General features: G+C 70.5%; 15 protein-coding genes. 11 read left to right on the forward strand and 4 right to left on the reverse strand.

Features of this window, described 5'->3' with window-relative positions; genetic code table 11:
- Positions 1-134 precede the first annotated feature (134 nt).
- The 3 genes from FNH21_RS14800 (at position 135) to FNH21_RS14810 (ending at position 3278) form a co-directional block, all read left to right on the forward strand.
- Complete coding sequence (locus FNH21_RS14800; protein WP_152816839.1) at positions 135-1562, forward strand: sugar porter family MFS transporter; 1428 nt, start codon at positions 135-137, stop codon at positions 1560-1562.
- A gap of 75 nt (positions 1563-1637) precedes the next feature.
- Positions 1638-2693 carry a zinc-dependent alcohol dehydrogenase family protein gene (locus tag FNH21_RS14805; protein WP_152816840.1) on the forward strand — a complete coding sequence of 352 codons (1056 nt, stop codon included), beginning with the start codon at positions 1638-1640 and terminating at the stop codon, positions 2691-2693.
- A 129-nt stretch (positions 2694-2822) separates the two neighbouring features.
- Positions 2823-3278: an SRPBCC family protein gene (locus tag FNH21_RS14810; RefSeq protein WP_152816841.1), complete on the forward strand. Its 456-nt coding sequence runs from the start codon at positions 2823-2825 to the stop codon at positions 3276-3278.
- Positions 3279-3329: 51 nt separating this feature from the next.
- Here FNH21_RS14810 and FNH21_RS14815 read toward each other — a convergent pair whose 3' ends face one another.
- Positions 3330-4427, reverse strand: a complete 1098-nt coding sequence (locus FNH21_RS14815; protein WP_191932031.1) for a VIT1/CCC1 transporter family protein — start codon at positions 4425-4427, stop codon at positions 3330-3332.
- Positions 4428-4878: 451 nt separating this feature from the next.
- Here FNH21_RS14815 and FNH21_RS14820 point away from each other — a divergent pair, with 451 nt between their 5' ends.
- Positions 4879-6606 (forward strand): long-chain-fatty-acid--CoA ligase, encoded by a 1728-nt coding sequence (locus FNH21_RS14820; RefSeq protein ID WP_152816842.1) that lies wholly within the window; start codon positions 4879-4881, stop codon positions 6604-6606.
- Positions 6603-8129: an AI-2E family transporter gene (locus FNH21_RS14825; RefSeq protein ID WP_152816843.1), complete on the forward strand. Its 1527-nt coding sequence runs from the start codon at positions 6603-6605 to the stop codon at positions 8127-8129. The genes FNH21_RS14820 and FNH21_RS14825 overlap by 4 nt, the downstream gene beginning before the upstream one ends.
- A gap of 170 nt (positions 8130-8299) precedes the next feature.
- On the opposite strand, the gene FNH21_RS14830 is transcribed toward FNH21_RS14825, so the two are convergent.
- Positions 8300-9856, reverse strand: coding sequence for a sodium:solute symporter family protein (locus FNH21_RS14830; RefSeq protein ID WP_152816844.1), 1557 nt, complete (start codon positions 9854-9856; stop codon positions 8300-8302).
- A 165-nt stretch (positions 9857-10021) separates the two neighbouring features.
- On the opposite strand from FNH21_RS14830, the gene FNH21_RS14835 reads away from it, so the two are divergent.
- Positions 10022-10600 (forward strand): cupin domain-containing protein, encoded by a 579-nt coding sequence (locus FNH21_RS14835; protein ID WP_152816845.1) that lies wholly within the window; start codon positions 10022-10024, stop codon positions 10598-10600.
- A gap of 5 nt (positions 10601-10605) precedes the next feature.
- Here FNH21_RS14835 and FNH21_RS14840 read toward each other — a convergent pair whose 3' ends face one another.
- On the reverse strand, positions 10606-12414 hold the full coding sequence (locus tag FNH21_RS14840) for an APC family permease (RefSeq protein WP_152816972.1): 1809 nt from the start codon (positions 12412-12414) through the stop codon (positions 10606-10608).
- A gap of 397 nt (positions 12415-12811) precedes the next feature.
- Here FNH21_RS14840 and FNH21_RS14845 point away from each other — a divergent pair, with 397 nt between their 5' ends.
- The 4 genes from FNH21_RS14845 to FNH21_RS14860 all read left to right on the forward strand — a co-directional run bounded on the left by FNH21_RS14845 (position 12812) and on the right by FNH21_RS14860 (position 16737).
- Positions 12812-13630: a hypothetical protein gene (locus FNH21_RS14845; RefSeq protein ID WP_152816846.1), complete on the forward strand. Its 819-nt coding sequence runs from the start codon at positions 12812-12814 to the stop codon at positions 13628-13630.
- Between the two features lie 138 nt (positions 13631-13768).
- Complete coding sequence (gene speB / locus FNH21_RS14850) at positions 13769-14770, forward strand: agmatinase (RefSeq protein WP_191932032.1); 1002 nt, start codon at positions 13769-13771, stop codon at positions 14768-14770.
- Positions 14770-16461, forward strand: coding sequence for a thiamine pyrophosphate-binding protein (locus tag FNH21_RS14855; protein WP_241743291.1), 1692 nt, complete (start codon positions 14770-14772; stop codon positions 16459-16461). Before speB ends, FNH21_RS14855 begins: the two co-directional genes overlap by 1 nt.
- 72 nt (positions 16462-16533) lie before the next feature.
- Complete coding sequence (locus FNH21_RS14860) at positions 16534-16737, forward strand: hypervirulence associated TUDOR domain-containing protein (RefSeq protein WP_055769574.1); 204 nt, start codon at positions 16534-16536, stop codon at positions 16735-16737.
- 52 nt (positions 16738-16789) lie between these two features.
- On the opposite strand, the gene FNH21_RS14865 is transcribed toward FNH21_RS14860, so the two are convergent.
- The gene (locus FNH21_RS14865; protein WP_152816849.1) at positions 16790-17134 is read right to left on the reverse strand and encodes a DUF3140 domain-containing protein; all 345 of its coding nucleotides are present in this window, start codon (positions 17132-17134) and stop codon (positions 16790-16792) included.
- A gap of 137 nt (positions 17135-17271) precedes the next feature.
- Here FNH21_RS14865 and FNH21_RS14870 point away from each other — a divergent pair, with 137 nt between their 5' ends.
- Complete coding sequence (locus FNH21_RS14870) at positions 17272-17811, forward strand: hypothetical protein (RefSeq protein WP_152816850.1); 540 nt, start codon at positions 17272-17274, stop codon at positions 17809-17811.
- Positions 17812-17907: the final 96 nt, after the last annotated feature.

The raw sequence follows: 17907 nt of genomic DNA on the forward strand, positions 1-17907 counted from the left end.
CAACGTGGATCCAGGGCCTCTCGCGGCTGCAGGCCGGGCGTGCAGGAACTAGCGTGGGCACGCAGGGCGCGCAGCCCTCGCGGCTTCAGGCGGCAGCACACACCACCACGACACACGCAGGAGATGCACGGACGATGAGCGGCGCGACGAGGAGCAGGGCGGTCGACACGGCGGAGGCCGACGGCGACCAGCAGCGGAGGTACCTGCGCCGTGTCACCTGGGTGGCCACCCTCGGCGGCCTGCTGTTCGGCTTCGACACGGGCGTGATCAACGGCGCGCTGCCCTTCATGGTGGATGACCTCCGCCTGACCCCGGTGACCGAGGGGCTCGTGGCCAGCTCGCTCGTGTTCGGCGCCGCGTTCGGCGCGCTCGCCGGCGGGCGCCTCGCCGATGCCTACGGGCGCAGGCGGATGATCATCATGCTCGCCGTGGTGTTCCTCGTCGGGACGGTCGGCACGGCCCTCGCGCCGGACGTCACGGTCATGGTCACCTCGCGGCTGGTTCTCGGACTGGCGGTGGGTGGCGCGTCCGTGATGGTGCCGATCTTCCTCGCGGAGCTCTCGCCGGCCGCGCGCCGCGGGCAGACCGTCACCCGGAACGAGCTCATGATCGTCACGGGCCAGCTGATCGCCTTCAGCACGAGCGCCTTCCTCGGCACCGTGTTCGGTGACAGCCACGGGATCTGGCGGTGGATGCTGGTCCTGGCGACCCTCCCCGCGATCGGCCTGTGGATCGGGATGTACTTCGTCCCGGAGAGTCCGCGCTGGCTCGCGGCGCACGGGGCCTTCGGCTTCGCCCTGAGGGCGCTGCAGCGCCTCCGCCCGCCGGCTGCCGCCCGCATCGAGTACGAGGAGGTGAAGTCCCTCGCCCTGGAGGACCGCGAGAGGGACAAGGCCGGGATCCGTGATCTGCGCGAGCCGTGGCTGCGGCGCATCGTCGTCGTCGGGCTCGGCCTCGCCGTCATCCAGCAGATCACCGGCGTCAACTCGATCATGTACTACGGCACGCAGATCCTGGTCGTCGCGGGTTTCGGTACGCAGGCGGCACTGACCGCCAACATCGCGAACGGCGTCATCTCCGTCGCGGCGACCTTCGTCGGCATCTGGCTGCTCGGCAGGGTTGGGCGCCGCCCCATGCTGCTGGTCGGCCAGATCGGGACGACTGCGGCCCTCCTGGCCATCGGGCTCGTCTCGCTGCTGGTGCCGGAGGGCACCGCGCGCGGGTTCCTCGTCCTCGCGCTCACCGTGACCTTCCTGGCCTTCCAGCAGGGCGCCATCTCGCCGGTCACCTGGCTCATGCTGTCGGAGATCTTCCCGATGCGGCTGCGCGGGCTCGGGATGGGCGCCGCGGTGTTCGTGCTGTGGATGGTCAACTTCGCCGTCAGCCTCAGCTTCCCGATCCTCATGGATGCCATCACCATCTCCAACACCTTCTTCGTGTTCGTGGTCCTCGGAGTCGCGGCGATCCTCTTCGCCCGGCGCTACATCCCCGAGACGCGCGGACGCACCCTGGAGGAGATCGAGCGCCGGTTCAAGGAGGACGCGGGCGGCTCCGTGCGATAGGGCGAGCCGCCCGTGGCTTGTAGTGTGGCGACGGGGGACCACCGATTGCGTCAGGCAAGCTTCCAGGAGGACATCATGCGCGCCACCATCATCCACGGGCCCGGCGACATCCGCGTCGAGGACCGCGACTACCCGACCATCATCCGGTCGACGGACGCCGTCGTCAGGGTCACCGCGTCCTGTGTCTGCGGGTCGGACCTGTGGCCCTACCGCGGCGTCCGTCCCACGAAGGAGCCGAAGGCCATCGGCCACGAGTTCGTCGGCGTCGTCGAGTCGGTGGGCGATGACGTCCGCGATCTCGCCGTCGGCGATTTCGTGATCGCGCCCTTCGTCGACAGCTGCGGGACGTGCCCCCAGTGCCTCAACGGGGTCACCGTCGCCTGCGACCACCTCGCGGGCTGGGGCAGCACCGATGAGCACGGCGACTTCCTCCAGGGTGGCCAGGGGGAGGCCGTGCGTGTCCCGCAGGCGGACGGGACGCTGCGCAGGGTCGACGGCGTCACCGAGCCGGACGCAGCCCTGACCGCGAGCCTCCTCACCCTCTCGGACGTCATGTCCACGGGCCACCACGCCGCCGTCTCGGCGAACGTGGGACCGGGCAGCACCGTCGTCGTCGTCGGTGACGGCGCCGTCGGACTGTGCGGGGTCCTCGCGGCCAAGCGCCTCGGCGCGGAGCGCATCATCGCCATGTCGCGGCACGAGGACCGGCAGGCGCTCGCGCGCGAGTTCGGCGCGACGGACATCGTGGCGGAGCGGGGCGACGAGGGCGTGGCGAAGGTCCGCGAACTGCTCGGCGGAGTGCTCGCGGACTCGGTGCTCGAGTGCGTCGGGACCAAGGAGTCGATGGACCAGGCGCTGCGCAGCACGCGGCCGGGCGGCCATCTCGGGTTCGTCGGCGTCCCCGCCGGCGGTCCGGAGCTTCCCATCGGCGTGCTCTTCGCGAAGAACATCACGGTGGGTGGTGGCATGGCCCCGGCGCACACCTACATCCCCGAACTGCTGAAGGACGTCTTGGCCGGGACCATCAATCCCGGCCGCGTGTTCGACGTCGAGATGCCGCTGGAGGACGCCGCGGAGGCGTACCGGGCCATGGATGAGCGGCGCGCCATCAAGGTGCTGCTCAAGCCCTGACCCGTACGCTCCACCGGAGGGCCCGTCCGTGGACGGGCCCTCCGTCGTCGGACGGCGTGCGCGCCCACCGCCCGCCGGCGCGTCCGCCCGGCGGCGTGCCCCGAGCCGGCGACCGGGCAGAATGGGGACATGACACCCACGCCCTACCTGATCTCGCGCGAGCGGCTCATCGACGCCCCTGCGGACCGCATCTTCGAGGTGCTGGCGACGCCGGCCCTGCACAGCGTGATCGACGGTTCGGGAACGGTGCGCGGGGAGCAACCCAACGGTCCGGCCCGGCTGTCCCTGGGTGCGAGATTCGGGATGGACATGCGCATGGGAGCCTCCTACAAGATCCTCAACCGGGTGGTGGAGTTCGAGGAGGGGCGCCGCATCGCGTGGCGGCACTTCTCCGCACACGTGTGGCGCTACACGCTGGAGCCGCGCGGTACATCCACGCTCGTGCGGGAGGAGTGGGACGGCAGGGCCGTGCGGTGGCGTTTCGTCTTCCGCCTCACGGGCTTCACCCGGCGCCACCCGGCCAGTATCGAGGCCACGCTCGGACTCCTCGAGGACCATGTTCTGCAGGAGCGGGACGCGGCCTGACGCCCACGCGGGCTGCGTCCCCGGGAGGGTGCCGGGGCCGGCCCGCTCCAGCTAGGCGATCGACGTGCCGAAGAGCAGCCCGAGGAGATAGGTGACGCCCGCCGCGCCCAGTCCGATGGCCAGTTGCCGCAGCGCCAGCCGCAGCGGCGAGGCTCCGGACAGCAGGGCGACGACGGCGCCGGTGGCCAGCAGCGCGAGTCCCACCAGCACGCAGGCGACGACGACGGCGGTCAGCCCGCCCAGGCCTGCGAGGTAGGGCAGCACCGGGATGATGGCGCCCGAGGCGAAGAAGCAGAAGCTCGACGCCGCTGCCCCCAATCCGGTGCCCACCGCCTCGTGCTCGTCGACGTCGTCCTCGGCCTCGGGCCGGAGCGAGAAGCTGGGGTCGCAGTCACAGCTGTAGAGGCCGAGGCGCTCCGCCGCGCGGTGCTCCGCCGCGGCGGGCGTCATCCCGCGGGCCCGGTACACCAGTGCCAGCTCATTGGCCGCGATGTCGAGTTCCTTCGCGGCGGTCAGCGTGATCTGCGTGGGACGCGTGGCGGAGAGCAGCTCCCGCTGGGACCGCACGGAGACGTACTCCCCGGCGCCCATCGAGAGTGCGCCGGCCAGGAGCCCTGCCAGTCCGCTGACCAGGATGAACGCGGTGGACGCGCCGGTGGCACCGATGCCCATGATGAGGGCGAGATTGCTGACGAGGCCGTCGTTGGCGCCGAAGACCGCGGCCCGGAAGTTGCCGGAGAGCCTGTTGCGGCCGCGGGTCGCCAGCCCGCGGACCACCTCCTCGTGGATCTGCTCGTCCGCCACCATCGCGCTGGTGGCCGAGGGGTCCGTGGCGTAGGGGGAGCGGCCCTCGGCGCGCTGGGCCAGCGCGAGGACGAACACGGAGCCGAAGCGCCGAGCGAGCACACCGAGGATCCGGTTGCGCAGGGACGGTCGGAGGGGCCGGCCCACCTCATGGCCCAGCAGGGCGAGCCAGTGCGCCTCGTGCCGGCCCTCGGCGTCGGCGAGCCCGAGGAGGATCTCGCGCTCCTCGCCGGTCCTGCGGCGGGCGAGGTCCCGGTAGGTCGCGGCTTCGCCACGCTCGTCGGCGAGGTACTGCCGCCAGCGTCGGACGTCGTCGCGGGAGGGGGAGTGGTCAGGGGATGTCACGCAGTGCTCCGGATTCTCGGGTGCGTGCGCACGTCGGCCGGAGCGGGAGGCTTCGGCCGGGTACGCACGGGCGTCGGTTCGGCCGAAGGTCTCGCTCGCCGGATGAACCGGTGGATAGCCGGGCGCCGTTGGCGCCAGTATGTCGACAGGCCGCACATCCTCGCGGACGCGGAGCTACTCCCCTTCGACGGACCATCCTACCCGAGCGTCACCTGCTGCGTCCCGTGCCCGGCCTGTCCGGGGGGCCTTCGGCTCCGTGGGTCCCGCGAGTGCAGCGAGTGCCGCGGACGCCGGAGTGCAAGGACGCCGCGGACGCCGCGCCTGCGGTGGGCCCGGACGCCACGTACGCCGCGGACGCCGTGCCTGCGGTGGGCCCGGTAGGGTCTGGAGGTTCGGGTACCGTGGCTCGACGAGCCGCGATACAGTCGGAGCAAGAACAGGAAGCAGGCTTATGGATCTGGCAGCCCGGCCCTGGGTGGCGAGCTACGCACCCGGCGTGCCCCCGACGTTCGACGTTCCCGAGGGCACGCTCACCGACCTGCTCGAGACGTCGGTGCGCACCTACCGCACGGGGACGGCCCTCGAGTTCTTCGGTGCGGCGACGAGCTACCGCGAGCTGGGCGACGCCGTCGACCGCGCCGCAGCCGGCCTGCGGGCCCTCGGCATCCGCGCGGGTGACCGGGTGGCCCTGGTGCTGCCGAACTGCCCGCAGCACATCATCGCCTTCTACGCCGTCCTGCGCCTCGGGGCGATCGTCGTCGAACACAACCCGCTCTACACCGACCGCGAGCTGCGCCACCAGTTCGAGGACCACGGCGCCACCGTGGCGATCGTCTGGGACCGGGTGGCACGCCAGGTCCAGCAGCTGCCGGCCGACATCCCGGTGACCGCCCTGGTGACGGTGGACCTCGTCAGCGCGATGCCCGTGTCGCGCCGGCTGGCCCTGCGCCTGCCCATCCGCCGGGCCCGGGAGGCGCGGAAGGCACTGACGACGACGGACAGGCCCACCGGTCCCCGGAAGGTCCTCGGCTGGAGCGAACTGCTCCGGCACCGACCGCTCCCGCACAAGCATCCGCGCCCGTCCGCGACGGACACCGCCGTCCTGCAGTACACCAGCGGGACGACCGGGGTGCCCAAGGGCGCCGTCCTGACGCACCGGAACCTCCTCGCCAATGCGGCCCAGGGCCGGGCCTGGGTCCCCGGTCTCGAGGCAGGGCGGGAGACGGTCTACGCCGTGCTCCCCATGTTCCATGCGTACGGGCTCACGCTCTGCCTGACCTTCGCGATGAGCATCGGCGCGAAGCTCGTCCTGTTCCCCCGGTTCGACGTCGACCTCGTCCTGGCTGCGGCGAGGAAGAGCCCGCCCACCTTCCTGCCCGCCGTCCCGCCTATCTACGAGCGGCTGGCAGGAGGCGCGGCCGCCCGTGGCGCCGACCTGCGCAGCATCCGCTTCGCCATCTCCGGTGCCATGAACCTCCCCGAGTCCACCGTGGAGACCTGGGAGGCTGCAACCGGCGGCTACCTCATCGAGGGCTACGGACTCACCGAGACCTCCCCCGTGGCCGCCGGCAACCCGATCGGCCCGACCCGCCGTCCGGGCACCGTCGGCGTCCCCTTCCCCGGCACCGACGTGCGCATCGTCGACCCTGACGACCCCGGCGCCGACCGCGGACCCGGCGAGGCGGGCGAGCTCCTCATCCGTGGACCGCAGGTGTTCCAGGGCTACTGGCGCAAACCCGACGAGACACACGCCGCGCTCCTCGACGGCGGCTGGTTCCGGACGGGGGACATCGTCCGGATGGACGAGGACTGCTTCATCACGATCGTCGACCGCATCAAGGAGCTCATCATCACGGGCGGCTTCAATGTCGCCCCCTCCGAGGTGGAGGACGCCCTCCGGGCACATCCGGACGTCACCGACGCCGCCGTCGTCGGGCTGCCCCGCAAGGGCGGCGGCGAGGACGTGGCCGCCGTGGTCGTGCTCGCCGACGGTGCCGCACTCGACGTCGAGAGCCTTCGCTCCCACTGCCGTGGCGCGCTCGCGGCCTACAAGGTCCCCCGCACCATCGTGCAGACCGAGGACCTGCCCCGATCCCTGATCGGCAAGGTCCTCCGGCGCGAGGTGCGCACCCAATTGCTCAACGATGGCCCCCGTGCCGAAGGAAGTGACAGTCGATGACCCAGCACACGCAAGCCCGGGCGGGGACGCCCGCCCCGAGAGGTCCGTGGCGCGACAGCCTCGGCAACGCCAGCATCCGTGCGGGCCAGGTGCTCATCCTCCTGATCCTCGCCGTCGTGGCGATCTATGCCCTGATCCAGGTGCGGCTCGTGGTCATCCCGATGCTGCTGGCGCTCATCCTGGCCGCCGCGATCGGGCCCTTCGTCAACTGGCTCCGGCGCAAGGGCTGGGGCGCATCCTTGGCCACGGCCGTCTCCTTCCTGCTGCTCCTGCTGCTCTTCGGCGGGCTCATCACGGGCATCGTCTTCGCCGTGATGGGGCAGGCCGGTGAGCTCGTCTCCAGTGCCACCGAAGGCTTCGACCAGCTCTACGCCTTCGCGCAGAACGGCCCGATTCCCATCGACGACGCGCAGATCCAGCAGGCCCGCGACTGGGTGGTGGACTTCGCGACCTCGAGCACCGTCGGTGCAGGTGCCATCTCCGGGCTGAGCGCGGCCGGCAACTTCTTCGCCGGGGCGCTGCTCATGGTGGTCATCCTGTTCTTCTTCCTCAAGGACGGCGAGAAGATCTGGGCCTTCATGCTCCGGGCCTTCAGGGGCCGCCGCCTGGTCAAGGCCCGCCGCGTGGGCTACAGCAGCATGGCGGTGCTCGGCGGCTATGTCCGCGGGACAGCGATCGTCGCGCTCGTGGACTCGGTCTTCATCGGGCTGGCCCTGCTGCTCCTCGGGGTACCGCTCGCGCTGCCGCTGGCGGCGATCGTCTTCATCGGGGCGTTCATCCCGCTGGTCGGCGCGACCCTCGCAGGTGTTCTGGCCGCCCTGATCGCCCTCGTGGCCAATGGGCCGTTCGTGGCCCTCATGGTCATCATCGCGGTGATCGTGGTCAACCAGCTCGAGGGCAACTTCCTGCAGCCCGTGGTCATGGGGCGCACCCTGCAGGTGCACGCCCTCGTGATCCTGGTCGCCCTGACGGCCGGGACCATCCTCGCCGGCATCATCGGCGCGATCCTGTCGGTCCCGGTGGCCGCTGTCGGCTGGGCCGCCATCAAGGCGTGGAACCAGGAGAAGGACGAGAACATCACCGACGAGGAGGTCGAGGAGGCCGAGAAGCTGACCGCCCTCGACGAGACCGGTCACGGCCTGAGCTCCACGCCGAAGGAGGAGCACGCCCGCAAGAAGGAGGAGGCGGGGATCGCCGTGCACGAGGCGGACGAGAGGCCCGGGACGCACGAGCGCAAGGTCGAGGGTCAGGGCGGCGACGACGACTCGGAGAGCAGCATGGCCGGCGATCCGCATGCCCCCACGTCGGGGAGCAGCGCGACCGCGGGTTCGGACGGGACGTCCGCCGCGACTGCCGCGCACACGTCGGCCGGCGCACCCTCCGCGGCCCCGGCCGGCGCCCCTGACGGACCTTCCGGCGTCCCCGACGCGAGCACCCCGACCGGGGAGACCGCGGGCGAAGGCACCGACGGGCGGCGAGGTCGGCGCGGGCGCAGGGGAGGCTCGTCGACCCCGACGGGCTGACAGGCCACTCCCGCCACGTTCGGGAGCACGCTGGGTCCACGAACGAGGAAGGGCTTCCGACGACCGTCGGGAGCCCTTCCTCGTCCTCGGATGCGCGGTGCCCGGACGGCGACACCGGGACCCTGTGGCGCCCGGACGTCAGCTGCCGGCGGGAGCGCAGGCGGCGCGGTTCAGCGGACCGACACGGGGGCGTCCTCCGGCACCTCGCCGGCCACGCGCCGGTCCCAGGCCGCCATCACCCGGGGGTCCGTCGGCCGGGTCGCGAGGGACACCACCGCGTACACGAGGAGCGAGGCGCCGAGCCCGAAGTAGATCGGGTAGTTCGAGTAGATGCCGTCGTACCGGACCTCCGCCGTGATCTCCAGGTACGTCATGACCCCGAGGGTGACGAGGGTGCCCGCCGCCATCGAGGCTCCCGCGCCGATGCCGTTGCCGCGGCGCCACACGAGTCCGCCGAGGATCGCGACGAGCAGCCCGCCGACGAGGATGTCGTACGCGATGGTCAGCGCGGCGACGACGTCCTGCACCACCACGGCGAGGGCGATCGTGACGATCCCCAGCCCGAGGACCCACCAGCGGCTCGAGGCGACGTCGTGCTCCGCCGTCGCGTCCTCCCCGGTGGCCCCGGTGGCCCCGGTGGCCCCGGTGGCCCCGGTGGCCCCGGTGACGTCGTGTTCCATCGCGCCCCTGCCGGACCACCCGGCGACGAACGGCACGACGTCGGTGCGCGCGACGGTCGCCGCGGCGATCAGGGCTCCCGACGCCGTCGACATCATGGCCGCGACCGCCGCGGCGAGGACCAGCCCGCCCACGCCGATCGGCAGGACGTTGAGGGCGACGTCCGCGTAGACGTCGTCACGCGACTCGATCGCGGGGAGGATGACGCTCGCGCTCATGCCGATGACGGCGCCCGCGACGCCGTAGAGGATGCAGTACACGCCCGCGGCCGAACCGCCCCAGCGGGCGACCACCGGTGTCCTCGATGTGAACACGCGCTGCCAGATGTCCTGGCCGATCAGCAGCCCGAGCGTGTAGACCACGAAGTAGGTGATGATGCTCTGCGCGCCGATCCCGGTGATGCTGAAGAACTCCGCCCCCGCCCGCTCGCGGATGCCGTCGAAACCACCGGCGGCGGCAAGGGAGAAGGGCAGCATGAGGGCGAAGACGCCGATGGTCTTGATGACGAACTGCGCCATGTCCGCGAGCGTGATGGACCACATCCCGCCGATCGTGGAGTAGATCAGCACGATGGCTCCGCCGACGGCGATGGACAGCGCGCGGTCCCAGCCGAAGAGGACCACGAAGATGGTGGCGTAGGCGCCGGTGGACGTGGCGCAGAGCATCAGGGTGTAGGCGAGCATGACGATCCCCGAGACGCGCGTGGCACGGTGGCCGTAGCGCAGCGTGAGCATCTGCGAGACCGTGTAGATCTTCAGCTTCTGGATGGTGGGGGCGAAGAGGAGGCTGAGCAGCAGCACGCCGGTGCCGATCGCCACGACCAGCCACATGCCGGAGATGCCGTACTGGTAGCCGAGGCCCACGCCTCCGACCGTCGAGGCTCCACCCAGGACGACGGCGGCCATGGTGCCGGTGTAGAGCAGGGGGCCGAGGCGGCGGCCCGCTACGAGGTAGTCGCTGGCATTGCGCGTCCGGGACTTCCCCCACCAGCCGAATCCGAGCATGGCGACGAGGTAGACGACCACGATGGCGATGTTGAGTGCTTGCATGGGAGTCCTCTGACGATCGACCGGGCTGGATGCCTGCTGGGCAACCGATGATGCCCAGTAAGCTACTCGTGACGCGAGTCACGCGTCAATCGTCGCAGGACCGTGTGACATCACGATGACCGCCGTGTGACGGCTATGCTTGATCGCCCCGAGGAGAGGACCCGCATGAAGGCGCTGCCCGTCGAGCCCACCAACGCTCCCGTCGCCATCGGATCCCGCATCAGGGCCGCGCGGCAGGGGCAGCGGATGACGATCGAGCAGGTCGCGGACGCCACCGGCCTCACCAAGGGATTCCTCAGCCGGGTGGAGCGGGATCTGACCTCGCCCTCGGTCGCCTCCCTCGTGACCCTCTGCCAGGTGCTGTCCATCTCGATCGGCGACCTGTTCCTGGTGCCGGAGACGCACCTGACCAGGCTCGACGACGCCCCGCGCATCAGCCTCGGCGGCCAGGGCATCAACGAGCGCCTCATGACGGCGCGGTCGGAGCGGCGGCTGCAGATGATCCGCGCCGTCGTCGAACCCCGTGGCCGGGGCGAGGACGAGCTGTACTCGGTGGACTGCGAGGTGGAGACCCTTCACGTCGTCTCGGGGCGGTTCGTCCTCATCTTCCCCAATGAGCGGTATGAGCTCGAGGCGGGCGACACCGTGACGTTCCCCGGCCGCGAACCGCACTCCTGGCTCAATCCCGGCGACACCGAGGCCGTGGTGCTCTGGACCCTCGTGCCGGCGGCGTCCGGCTCGTAGCGGCCTCAGCCGACATGCACCCAGGGCCGCTTGGTGACATCCGGCTCGGCGCCGCGCAGTACCTCCCGGGTCACCGGAGCGATCTCGCCCTCGCCCGTGAAGAGGAACTTGAAGAGGTTCGCCACGGGATCGCCCTCCGTCCAGCGGAAGTAGACGTGCGGCATGAGGCCGGTGACGTCGCGGATGTGCAGCATGACGGCAGCGATCGTGTTGGGCACGTTCGAGCTGTGCACCTCCAGGATGCGGTAGCCATGGCGGACGACGCCGCGCACCCGCAGCTCGGTCTCGAAGTCGGAGGAGTCGTCGACGGTCACCTCGATGAACAGGGGCCTGGATGCCACCGGGAAGTGCGATACCGCGCAGGCGTGCTGGAGCTTGTGCCGGTATGCCGCGCTGCTCAGCCGCTTCGGTTCGTGGGCGATCAGGAGGATGTCGCCGTCGTCCTGTGCACTCACGAACGAGAGCGCAGCCTCGTCCATCCTGATGCTCGTGGCCCGCAGCTCGAAGGCGCGGCGTGACCGGGAGACGAACGAGATCACGATGATCCCGAGGATGAAGAACAGGGCGATCTTCAGGCCGTCGGGCCGCTCGATCATGTTCACCGCCGTCGTCAGGACGAAGACCACCGTGGCGATGCCGAACCCGAGAGTCAGGCCGCGCTGGTGCTTGCGGTGGGCGGACAGCGTCACGGCAACGGAGGCCGAGGTGATGAGGGCCAGGACGCCGGTGGCGTACGCGCCGCCCTGCGCCTCGACGTCGGCCCGGAAGAAGAACGTGACGACGATCGCGATCAGCGTGATCACGAGGACGAGGGGGCGGACGGCCTTGGCCCATGCGGGTGCCATCCCGTAGCGCGGCAGGTAGCGCGGCACGAGATTGAGCAGTCCGGTCATGGCGGAGGCGCCCGCGAACCAGAGGATGCTGATCGTCGAGATGTCGTACACGGTGCCGAAGCCGTCGCCGAGGTACAGGTGCGCGAGGTAGGCCAGGGCCCTGCCGTTCGCCGGGCCGCCCTCCTCGAACGCCGCGGCCGGGATGAGCAGGGTCGTGACGAAGCTCGAGGCGATGAGGAAGCCGCTCATGATGAGCGCCGCGGATGTGAGGAGCTTGTGCGCGCCGGCGATCCGACCGGCCGGGTCCTCCTCCGTGTCGCCGGGCCTGCCGTCGATCTGGGGCATGACGACCACGCCCGTCTCGAAGCCCGAGAGGCCGAGGGCGAGCCGCGGGAAGATGAGGACGGCGAGGCCGACCATGACCAGCGGGTTGCCGTGCTGGGTGGTGAGCGCCGTCCACCAGTTGGTCACGACGCCGTCCTGCGCCATGATCTGCCCGACGGAGACGATCACGACCACCAGGTTGAGGACGAGGAACACCGCGACGATCGCGACGGCGATACCGATGGCCTCGCGGAAGCCGCGAAGGAAGACCGCCGAGAGCAGCACGAGGAAGATCACGGTGATGAGGATCTCCTGGCCGTGCAGCCACGAGGGGGCGAACGGGTTCTCGACCAGGTGGGCGCTGGCATCGGCCGCCGAGAGCGTCATGGTGATGAGGAAGCTCGTCGCCGCGAAACCGAGCAGCACGAGCACGAAGACCTTGCCGCGCCACTTCGGCAGCAGCTTCTCGAGCATCGCGATCGACCCCTCCCCGCGGGGGCTCTCCGAGGCGACGCGCTTGTACACGGGCAGGGCGCCGAACAGGGTCACGGCCACGAGGATCAGGGTGGCCAGGGGGGAGAGGACGCCGGCGGCAGCTGCCGCGATGGCCGGCTGGTACCCGAGGGTCGAGAAGTAGTCGACGCCGGTCAGGCACATCACCTTCCACCAGGGCTGCGTGCGATCCGTCTCGGGTTGGTGCGCGGTGGGCTGGCTCGACTCGTTGAGGAGCCAGCGCTCGAGGTTCTTCCGGCCCTGATCGCGGGTCCGGGCGGGAGTCTGGAGGTGTACGGATGAGCTCACTGCATCACGGTAGGCCCGCGCGGGCGCTCATCGGGGCGTCTTGATGAATCCTTAACGGGTGGGTCCGGGAGCGGTCGTGCGGTGCGTCGCCCCGTCCCCCCGGTGGCAGTCGGGGCCGCACCAGGATCGTCACCGAACCGGTGCCGGGCCGGGACCGGGAGGAGCATCGAGCCGCCGGAGCGGGCCCTAGGGTGGAATCGACGGACTGCCGCTCGGTGGGTCCGCAGAGCGCGACTCACGGGGGACGACAACCATGAAGAACACCAGCCTGCTCACTCTCGCGCTGGCCGCAGCGCTCGGACTCGCAGGGTGCGCGGCGCCCGCCACCGAGGCAGGTCCGGGGGCGACGGCGACGGCGTCCGGGATGGCGTCGACCACCCCCTTCGCCACCTCGACCACCCCCTCCGCGACCTCGACCTCGTCGCCGGGGCAGTCCGCGTCGTCGTCGCCCACCCTCCCTGCGGACGGCGGGACCGGGGCTGCCTCCGCCACGGCGGCGCCCGAGGTCGGGTCGTCCCTGGCCGACCCGTCGTCGTCGCTGTTCACGACGTCGGACGGGCTGTATTCCTTCATGCTGCCAGCGGGCTGGACCACCACGCCCCGCGAGCCGAGCACCGCCCCCGACTACGGCGTCCCGCTCAGCAGGACCGCCTACGGCATCCTCGATGGCGCGGGCCGGGAGATGGCCGTCTTCGCGGGCGGAGTGCCGGGCGATGGTGCTGCCCTTCCCAGTCCCGGACACGTGCCGCTCGACGCCGAGGAGCTCCCCGCGCTGTCGGCGCAGGTCGGCGAGGCCGAGCTTCCCGTGAGCTACGTGTTCGACCACTACCAGGATCCCTTCACCGGGGAGCGGGTGTACCTCGCGCGGTACCACCTCGGCCCCGTCCCCGAGGACGGGCTCTACGGCGTGCCGCTCGGTCTGCTCCCGTTGGGGGAGAACGGGCTCGTCGTCTTCACCGCCACGTTCGGCACCGATCGCTTCCCCACCCCCGCGGACGCCGAGGCCTGGCTGGGTACCGAGGAGTACGCGGGGCTCCGGGGGATGTTCGCCAGCCTGACCTACAACGGCTGACGGCACCGGGAGCGGATGCGTGCCTCGATCCGGGGCGCATGCCTTGACCGTCGGTGCCGCCCAGCAATAGCCTTATGCAAAACCTTTGATGCATATTGGGCAACTCCGCCGGGTGCGGGCCCGGATGGGACGGACACTGTGGAAGAACTGCGCGTCACGGGAGGCGGCCGGCTCGGGCCCATCGACTCCTCCCGCATCCCCCGGTACGCGGGAGCGGCGACCTTCGCACGGCTGCCGCGGCTCGACCAGGTGGACCGGGCGGACATCGCCGTCGTCGGCGTCCCCTTCGACTCCGGTGTCTCCTACCGGCCTGGAGCACGCTTCGGCGGCAACCACATCCGCGAGGCCTCGCGCCTCCTGCGGCCCTACAACCCCGCCCTCGACGTCTCACCCTTCGAGCGCGTGCAGGTCGCCGATGCCGGTGACATGGCCGTGAATCCGTTCAACATCGGCGAGGCCATCGAGACGGTGCAGCAGAATGCGCTGGACCTCACCGCCGACGGCGCCCGCCTGGTCACGCTGGGTGGCGACCACACCATCGCCCTCCCGCTGCTCAGGGCTGCCGCGGAGCGCGCGGGTTCGCCCATGGCCATGCTGCACTTCGACGCCCACCTGGACACCTGGGACACCTACTTCGGGGCGGAGTACACGCACGGTACGCCGTTCCGCCGGGCGGTCGAGGAGGGCATCCTCGACACCGAGGCCATCTCGCACGTCGGCACCCGCGGGCCGCTCTACGGCGTCCGCGACCTCGAGGACGACCGGCGCTTCGGCTTCGGCATCGTGACCTCCTCGGACGTCTACCGGAAGGGCGTCGACGAGATCGTCGACCAGCTGCGCCAGCGCATCGGGGACCGCCCCCTCTACGTGTCCGTGGACATCGACGTCCTCGATCCCGCGCACGCGCCGGGCACGGGCACCCCAGAGGCCGGCGGCATCACGTCCCGGGAACTCCTCGAGATCCTCCGCGGGCTCCGCGGACTGAACCTCGTGGGCGCCGACGTCGTCGAGGTGGCCCCCGCCTACGACCACGCGGAACTCACCGGTGTCGCCGCATCCCATGTCGCCTACGATCTCGTCACCCTCATGGCCGACACCCTGACCCCCGCCACGCCTGCTCCGATTACCGAGGACCACTGATGGAGATCACCGACGGCGCCGCCTCCGCGCCTCCCACCCGCCTCACCGGCCAGCGGAACGGCGGGGACCTCGTCGTCGAGACCCTGTCCGCCCTCGGCGCGACGACCGTCTTCGGCATTCCCGGACAGCACGCACTGGGGCTCTTCGACGCCCTCTCGCGTTCCGACCTCCGGTTCGTCTCCTCGCGCGTCGAGAACAACTCGGCGTTCGCGGCGGACGGCTTCTCCCGGGCCACGGGTGACGTCGGTGTCCTCTTCCTCTCGACCGGACCCGGCGCCCTCACCTCGCTGGCGGGCCTGCAGGAGGCCTACGCGACCGGTGTGCCGATGGTCGTCGTCGCCAGCCAGATCCCCCTCGAGGGTCTCGGAGCCCGGCGCAAGGGCATGCTGCACCAGCTCGACGACCAGAAGGCGTCCGCCGCGAACGTCACCAAGAGCCAGCGGCTGATCCAGCACGCCTCCGGCATCCCCTCGGCGATCCAGGACGCCTGGACCGAGGCCGTGTCCTCCCCCCAAGGGCCCGTCTGGATCGAGGTCCCGCAGAACGTGCTGCTGGACCCCGTGATGGTGCCGCGGGTGGAGGACGCGCTCGCGGAACCGTTCGACAACCCGCCGCGCATCGAGCTCACGCGCGAGGCCCTGACGTGGCTCCGGGAATCGAAGCGTCCTGCCATCGTCGCGGGCGGCGGCACGCGCCGTGGCAGGGCCGAGTCCTGGCTGCTGTCCATCGCCGAGAAGCTCGGCGCCCCCGTGGTGTGCTCGCCCGGCGGCAACGGCGCGTTCCCCTGGACGCACGAGCTGTCCCTGCAGTCGTGGGTCGAGGACCGCCACGTGACCGAGGTGCTCGAGGACGCGGACGTCCTCCTGGTGGTCGGCTCGTCCCTGGGCGAGGTGACCTCGAACTACTTCACCCTGGAGCCGCGCGGGCGCATCATCCAGATCGATGCCGAGCCCCGCGTGCTGGAGTCCAACCGGCCGGCGCTCGGCATCAGGGCGGACGCCGGGCAGGCGCTCGCGGCCCTCGACGAGGCGCTCGAGCCGCTGCCCAGGGACCGGGAGCCCGGGTACGACGCCGTCGCGCTGGTGGCCGAAACCCTCGCCCGGGTTGCCGCGAGGCTCGAGGGCCAGGACCTCGGCAAGGAGCTGGCCTTCATGCGGGACCTCCGCGAGGCCGTCCCTGCCGGGATGCAGACCTACTGGGACATGACCATCTCCGCCTACTGGGCCTGGAGCTGCTGGGACGCACGGGAGGGGCAGTTCCACTCGGCGCAGGGTGCCGGTGGTCTCGGTTTCGGCTTCCCCGGCGCGATCGGCGGTGCCGTGGGCCTGGAGTCCCGTGGCCTGCCCGCCCGCGTCCTGGCGGTCTCCGGCGACGGTTCCGCCATGTACTCCATCGCCGAACTCGCCACGGCACGGCAGCACGACATCCCGGTCACCTGGCTGATCGTCGACGACGGCGGCTACGGGATCCTCCGCGAGTACATGGAGGGGGCCTTCGGCAAGGCGACGGCCACCGAGCTCGCTCGGCCGGACTTCGTGGCGCTCGCCGAGTCCTTCGGGGTGCCCGCGCGACGAGTGGGTCCTGAGGGTGTCGGTGAGGCGCTGCGCGCGAGTCTCGCAGGCGAGGGGCCGAACGTCGTGGTCGTCGAGACCCTCATGAGGCTGTTCGCACCCACGCATCTTGATCAGTAGGCTTCCTTTTTTCGCCAGGTGGTGGCAGTGTCGGAAGCACTGCTCGAACCACGGAACCGAGGAAGGAATGCCATGACATTCAGCAAGGGCGACAAGGTCACCTGGAACACGTCGCAGGGCGAGACCGAGGGCAAGGTCGTGGAGAAGCACGACAAGGAGTTCACCTTCGACGACCAGAAGTTCAAGGCCTCGAAGGACGAGCCCTACTACACGGTGGAGAGCTCGAAGTCCGGCAAGCAGGCCGCGCACAAGGAGAGCGCGCTGTCCAAGAAGTAGCCTGCCGCCGCACACGAGGGGGCTCCGCTTCGGCGGAGACCCCTCGTGCGTCTCACTTCAGGGGATCGTGTCCCCAGTTCATCAGCGAGTAGCGCCACTTGGAGGACTCGATGTCCTCCTTCGACGGCTCCTGCGCGAGATGCCGGTGCACGTAGCCGACCACCTTGTGCATGTGTCCGACGTCGTCCGCCGTGAGGTCGTCGCGCTTCGTGTTCAGGATGTCGATGATGCGCTTGCCGGACTTGTGTCCCACGGATTCGCCGGCGCCCGATTCCTTGTAGCCGACCGCCTGGGACTCCTCGGTGTCCAACCAGGTCGTGAGCTGTGAGGCGCTCATGTTCACCGCGTCCTTCCACTGCGGCCAGATCTCGTCCAGGTCCTTCGCGTCGTCAGCCATCAGCAGTCCGCCTTCCGTAGCAGTTCCGGGAGAATGATCACACCCCGCCGTTATTCGGGAGCTTCCGATAGCTTATTCCTAAGCATGCTGATAAATGTAGAGGGTAGGTCGAACCAACACCGAAGGAGCTTCACATCATGGCAGGAAACCTTTTGGCACGATCCGCACACGATCTCGGTGCCGCAGCCTGGTTCGGCGGGACCCTGATGGGCGCCGTCGGACTCAACGGTGCAACGGGCAAGGCGAAGGACCCCAAGGAGCGCACGCGCCTCTCCGCCCTCGGCTGGGCCAAGTGGACCCCGGTGCAGGTCGCGGCGTTCGCCGTGCACGCCGTCGGCGGCATCGGTCTGATCATCGGCAACAAGGGCCGCGTAGCGTCGCAGGACTCGGTGGGCTCCAACACGGTCTGGAAGTCGATCGTCACGCTCGCCGGTATGGCACTCTCGCTCTACTCCGGGATGCTCGGCAAGAAGGTCGGTGAACTGTCCGAGCAGGGCGGTGAAGGCGCGACCGAGCCCCGCCCCGGTGCCAGCGACGAACTGGCCAAGGCCCAGTCGCAGCTCAAGACCACCCAGTGGCTGCTGCCCCTGATCAGCGGCATCGTCGTGGTGATGGGTGCGAAGCAGGGCGAGATGCAGCGCCCCACGAACGTCAAGAAGGGCCTGCTGAAGAAGTAGTCCCGGACACCGGAAACCCCCGCACCCTGACGTCCACCTCGTGGTGGGCACGTCGGTGGTGGCGGGGGTTTCGCCGTCGGGAAACCGATGATGCCG

It is taken from the genome of Arthrobacter bussei (assembly GCF_009377195.2).
Classification (GTDB): domain Bacteria; phylum Actinomycetota; class Actinomycetes; order Actinomycetales; family Micrococcaceae; genus Arthrobacter_D; species Arthrobacter_D bussei.

Bases quoted from the DNA above. Each gene is read 5' to 3' on its own strand.
- FNH21_RS14820 (WP_152816842.1), top strand. From the start codon at position 4,879: ATGGATCTGGCAGCCCGGCCCTGGGTGGCGAGCTACGCACCCGGCGTG.
- FNH21_RS14825 (WP_152816843.1), top strand. From the start codon at position 6,603: ATGACCCAGCACACGCAAGCCCGGGCGGGGACGCCCGCCCCGAGAGGT.
- FNH21_RS14845 (WP_152816846.1), top strand. From the start codon at position 12,812: ATGAAGAACACCAGCCTGCTCACTCTCGCGCTGGCCGCAGCGCTCGGA.
- FNH21_RS14840 (WP_152816972.1), bottom strand. From the start codon at position 12,414: ATGTGCCTGACCGGCGTCGACTACTTCTCGACCCTCGGGTACCAGCCG.
- FNH21_RS14800 (WP_152816839.1), top strand. From the start codon at position 135: ATGAGCGGCGCGACGAGGAGCAGGGCGGTCGACACGGCGGAGGCCGAC.
- FNH21_RS14855 (WP_241743291.1), top strand. From the start codon at position 14,770: ATGGAGATCACCGACGGCGCCGCCTCCGCGCCTCCCACCCGCCTCACC.
- FNH21_RS14810 (WP_152816841.1), top strand. From the start codon at position 2,823: ATGACACCCACGCCCTACCTGATCTCGCGCGAGCGGCTCATCGACGCC.
- FNH21_RS14870 (WP_152816850.1), top strand. From the start codon at position 17,272: ATGGCAGGAAACCTTTTGGCACGATCCGCACACGATCTCGGTGCCGCA.
- FNH21_RS14860 (WP_055769574.1), top strand. From the start codon at position 16,534: ATGACATTCAGCAAGGGCGACAAGGTCACCTGGAACACGTCGCAGGGC.
- FNH21_RS14830 (WP_152816844.1), bottom strand. From the start codon at position 9,856: ATGCAAGCACTCAACATCGCCATCGTGGTCGTCTACCTCGTCGCCATG.
- FNH21_RS14805 (WP_152816840.1), top strand. From the start codon at position 1,638: ATGCGCGCCACCATCATCCACGGGCCCGGCGACATCCGCGTCGAGGAC.
- FNH21_RS14835 (WP_152816845.1), top strand. From the start codon at position 10,022: ATGAAGGCGCTGCCCGTCGAGCCCACCAACGCTCCCGTCGCCATCGGA.
- FNH21_RS14865 (WP_152816849.1), bottom strand. From the start codon at position 17,134: ATGGCTGACGACGCGAAGGACCTGGACGAGATCTGGCCGCAGTGGAAG.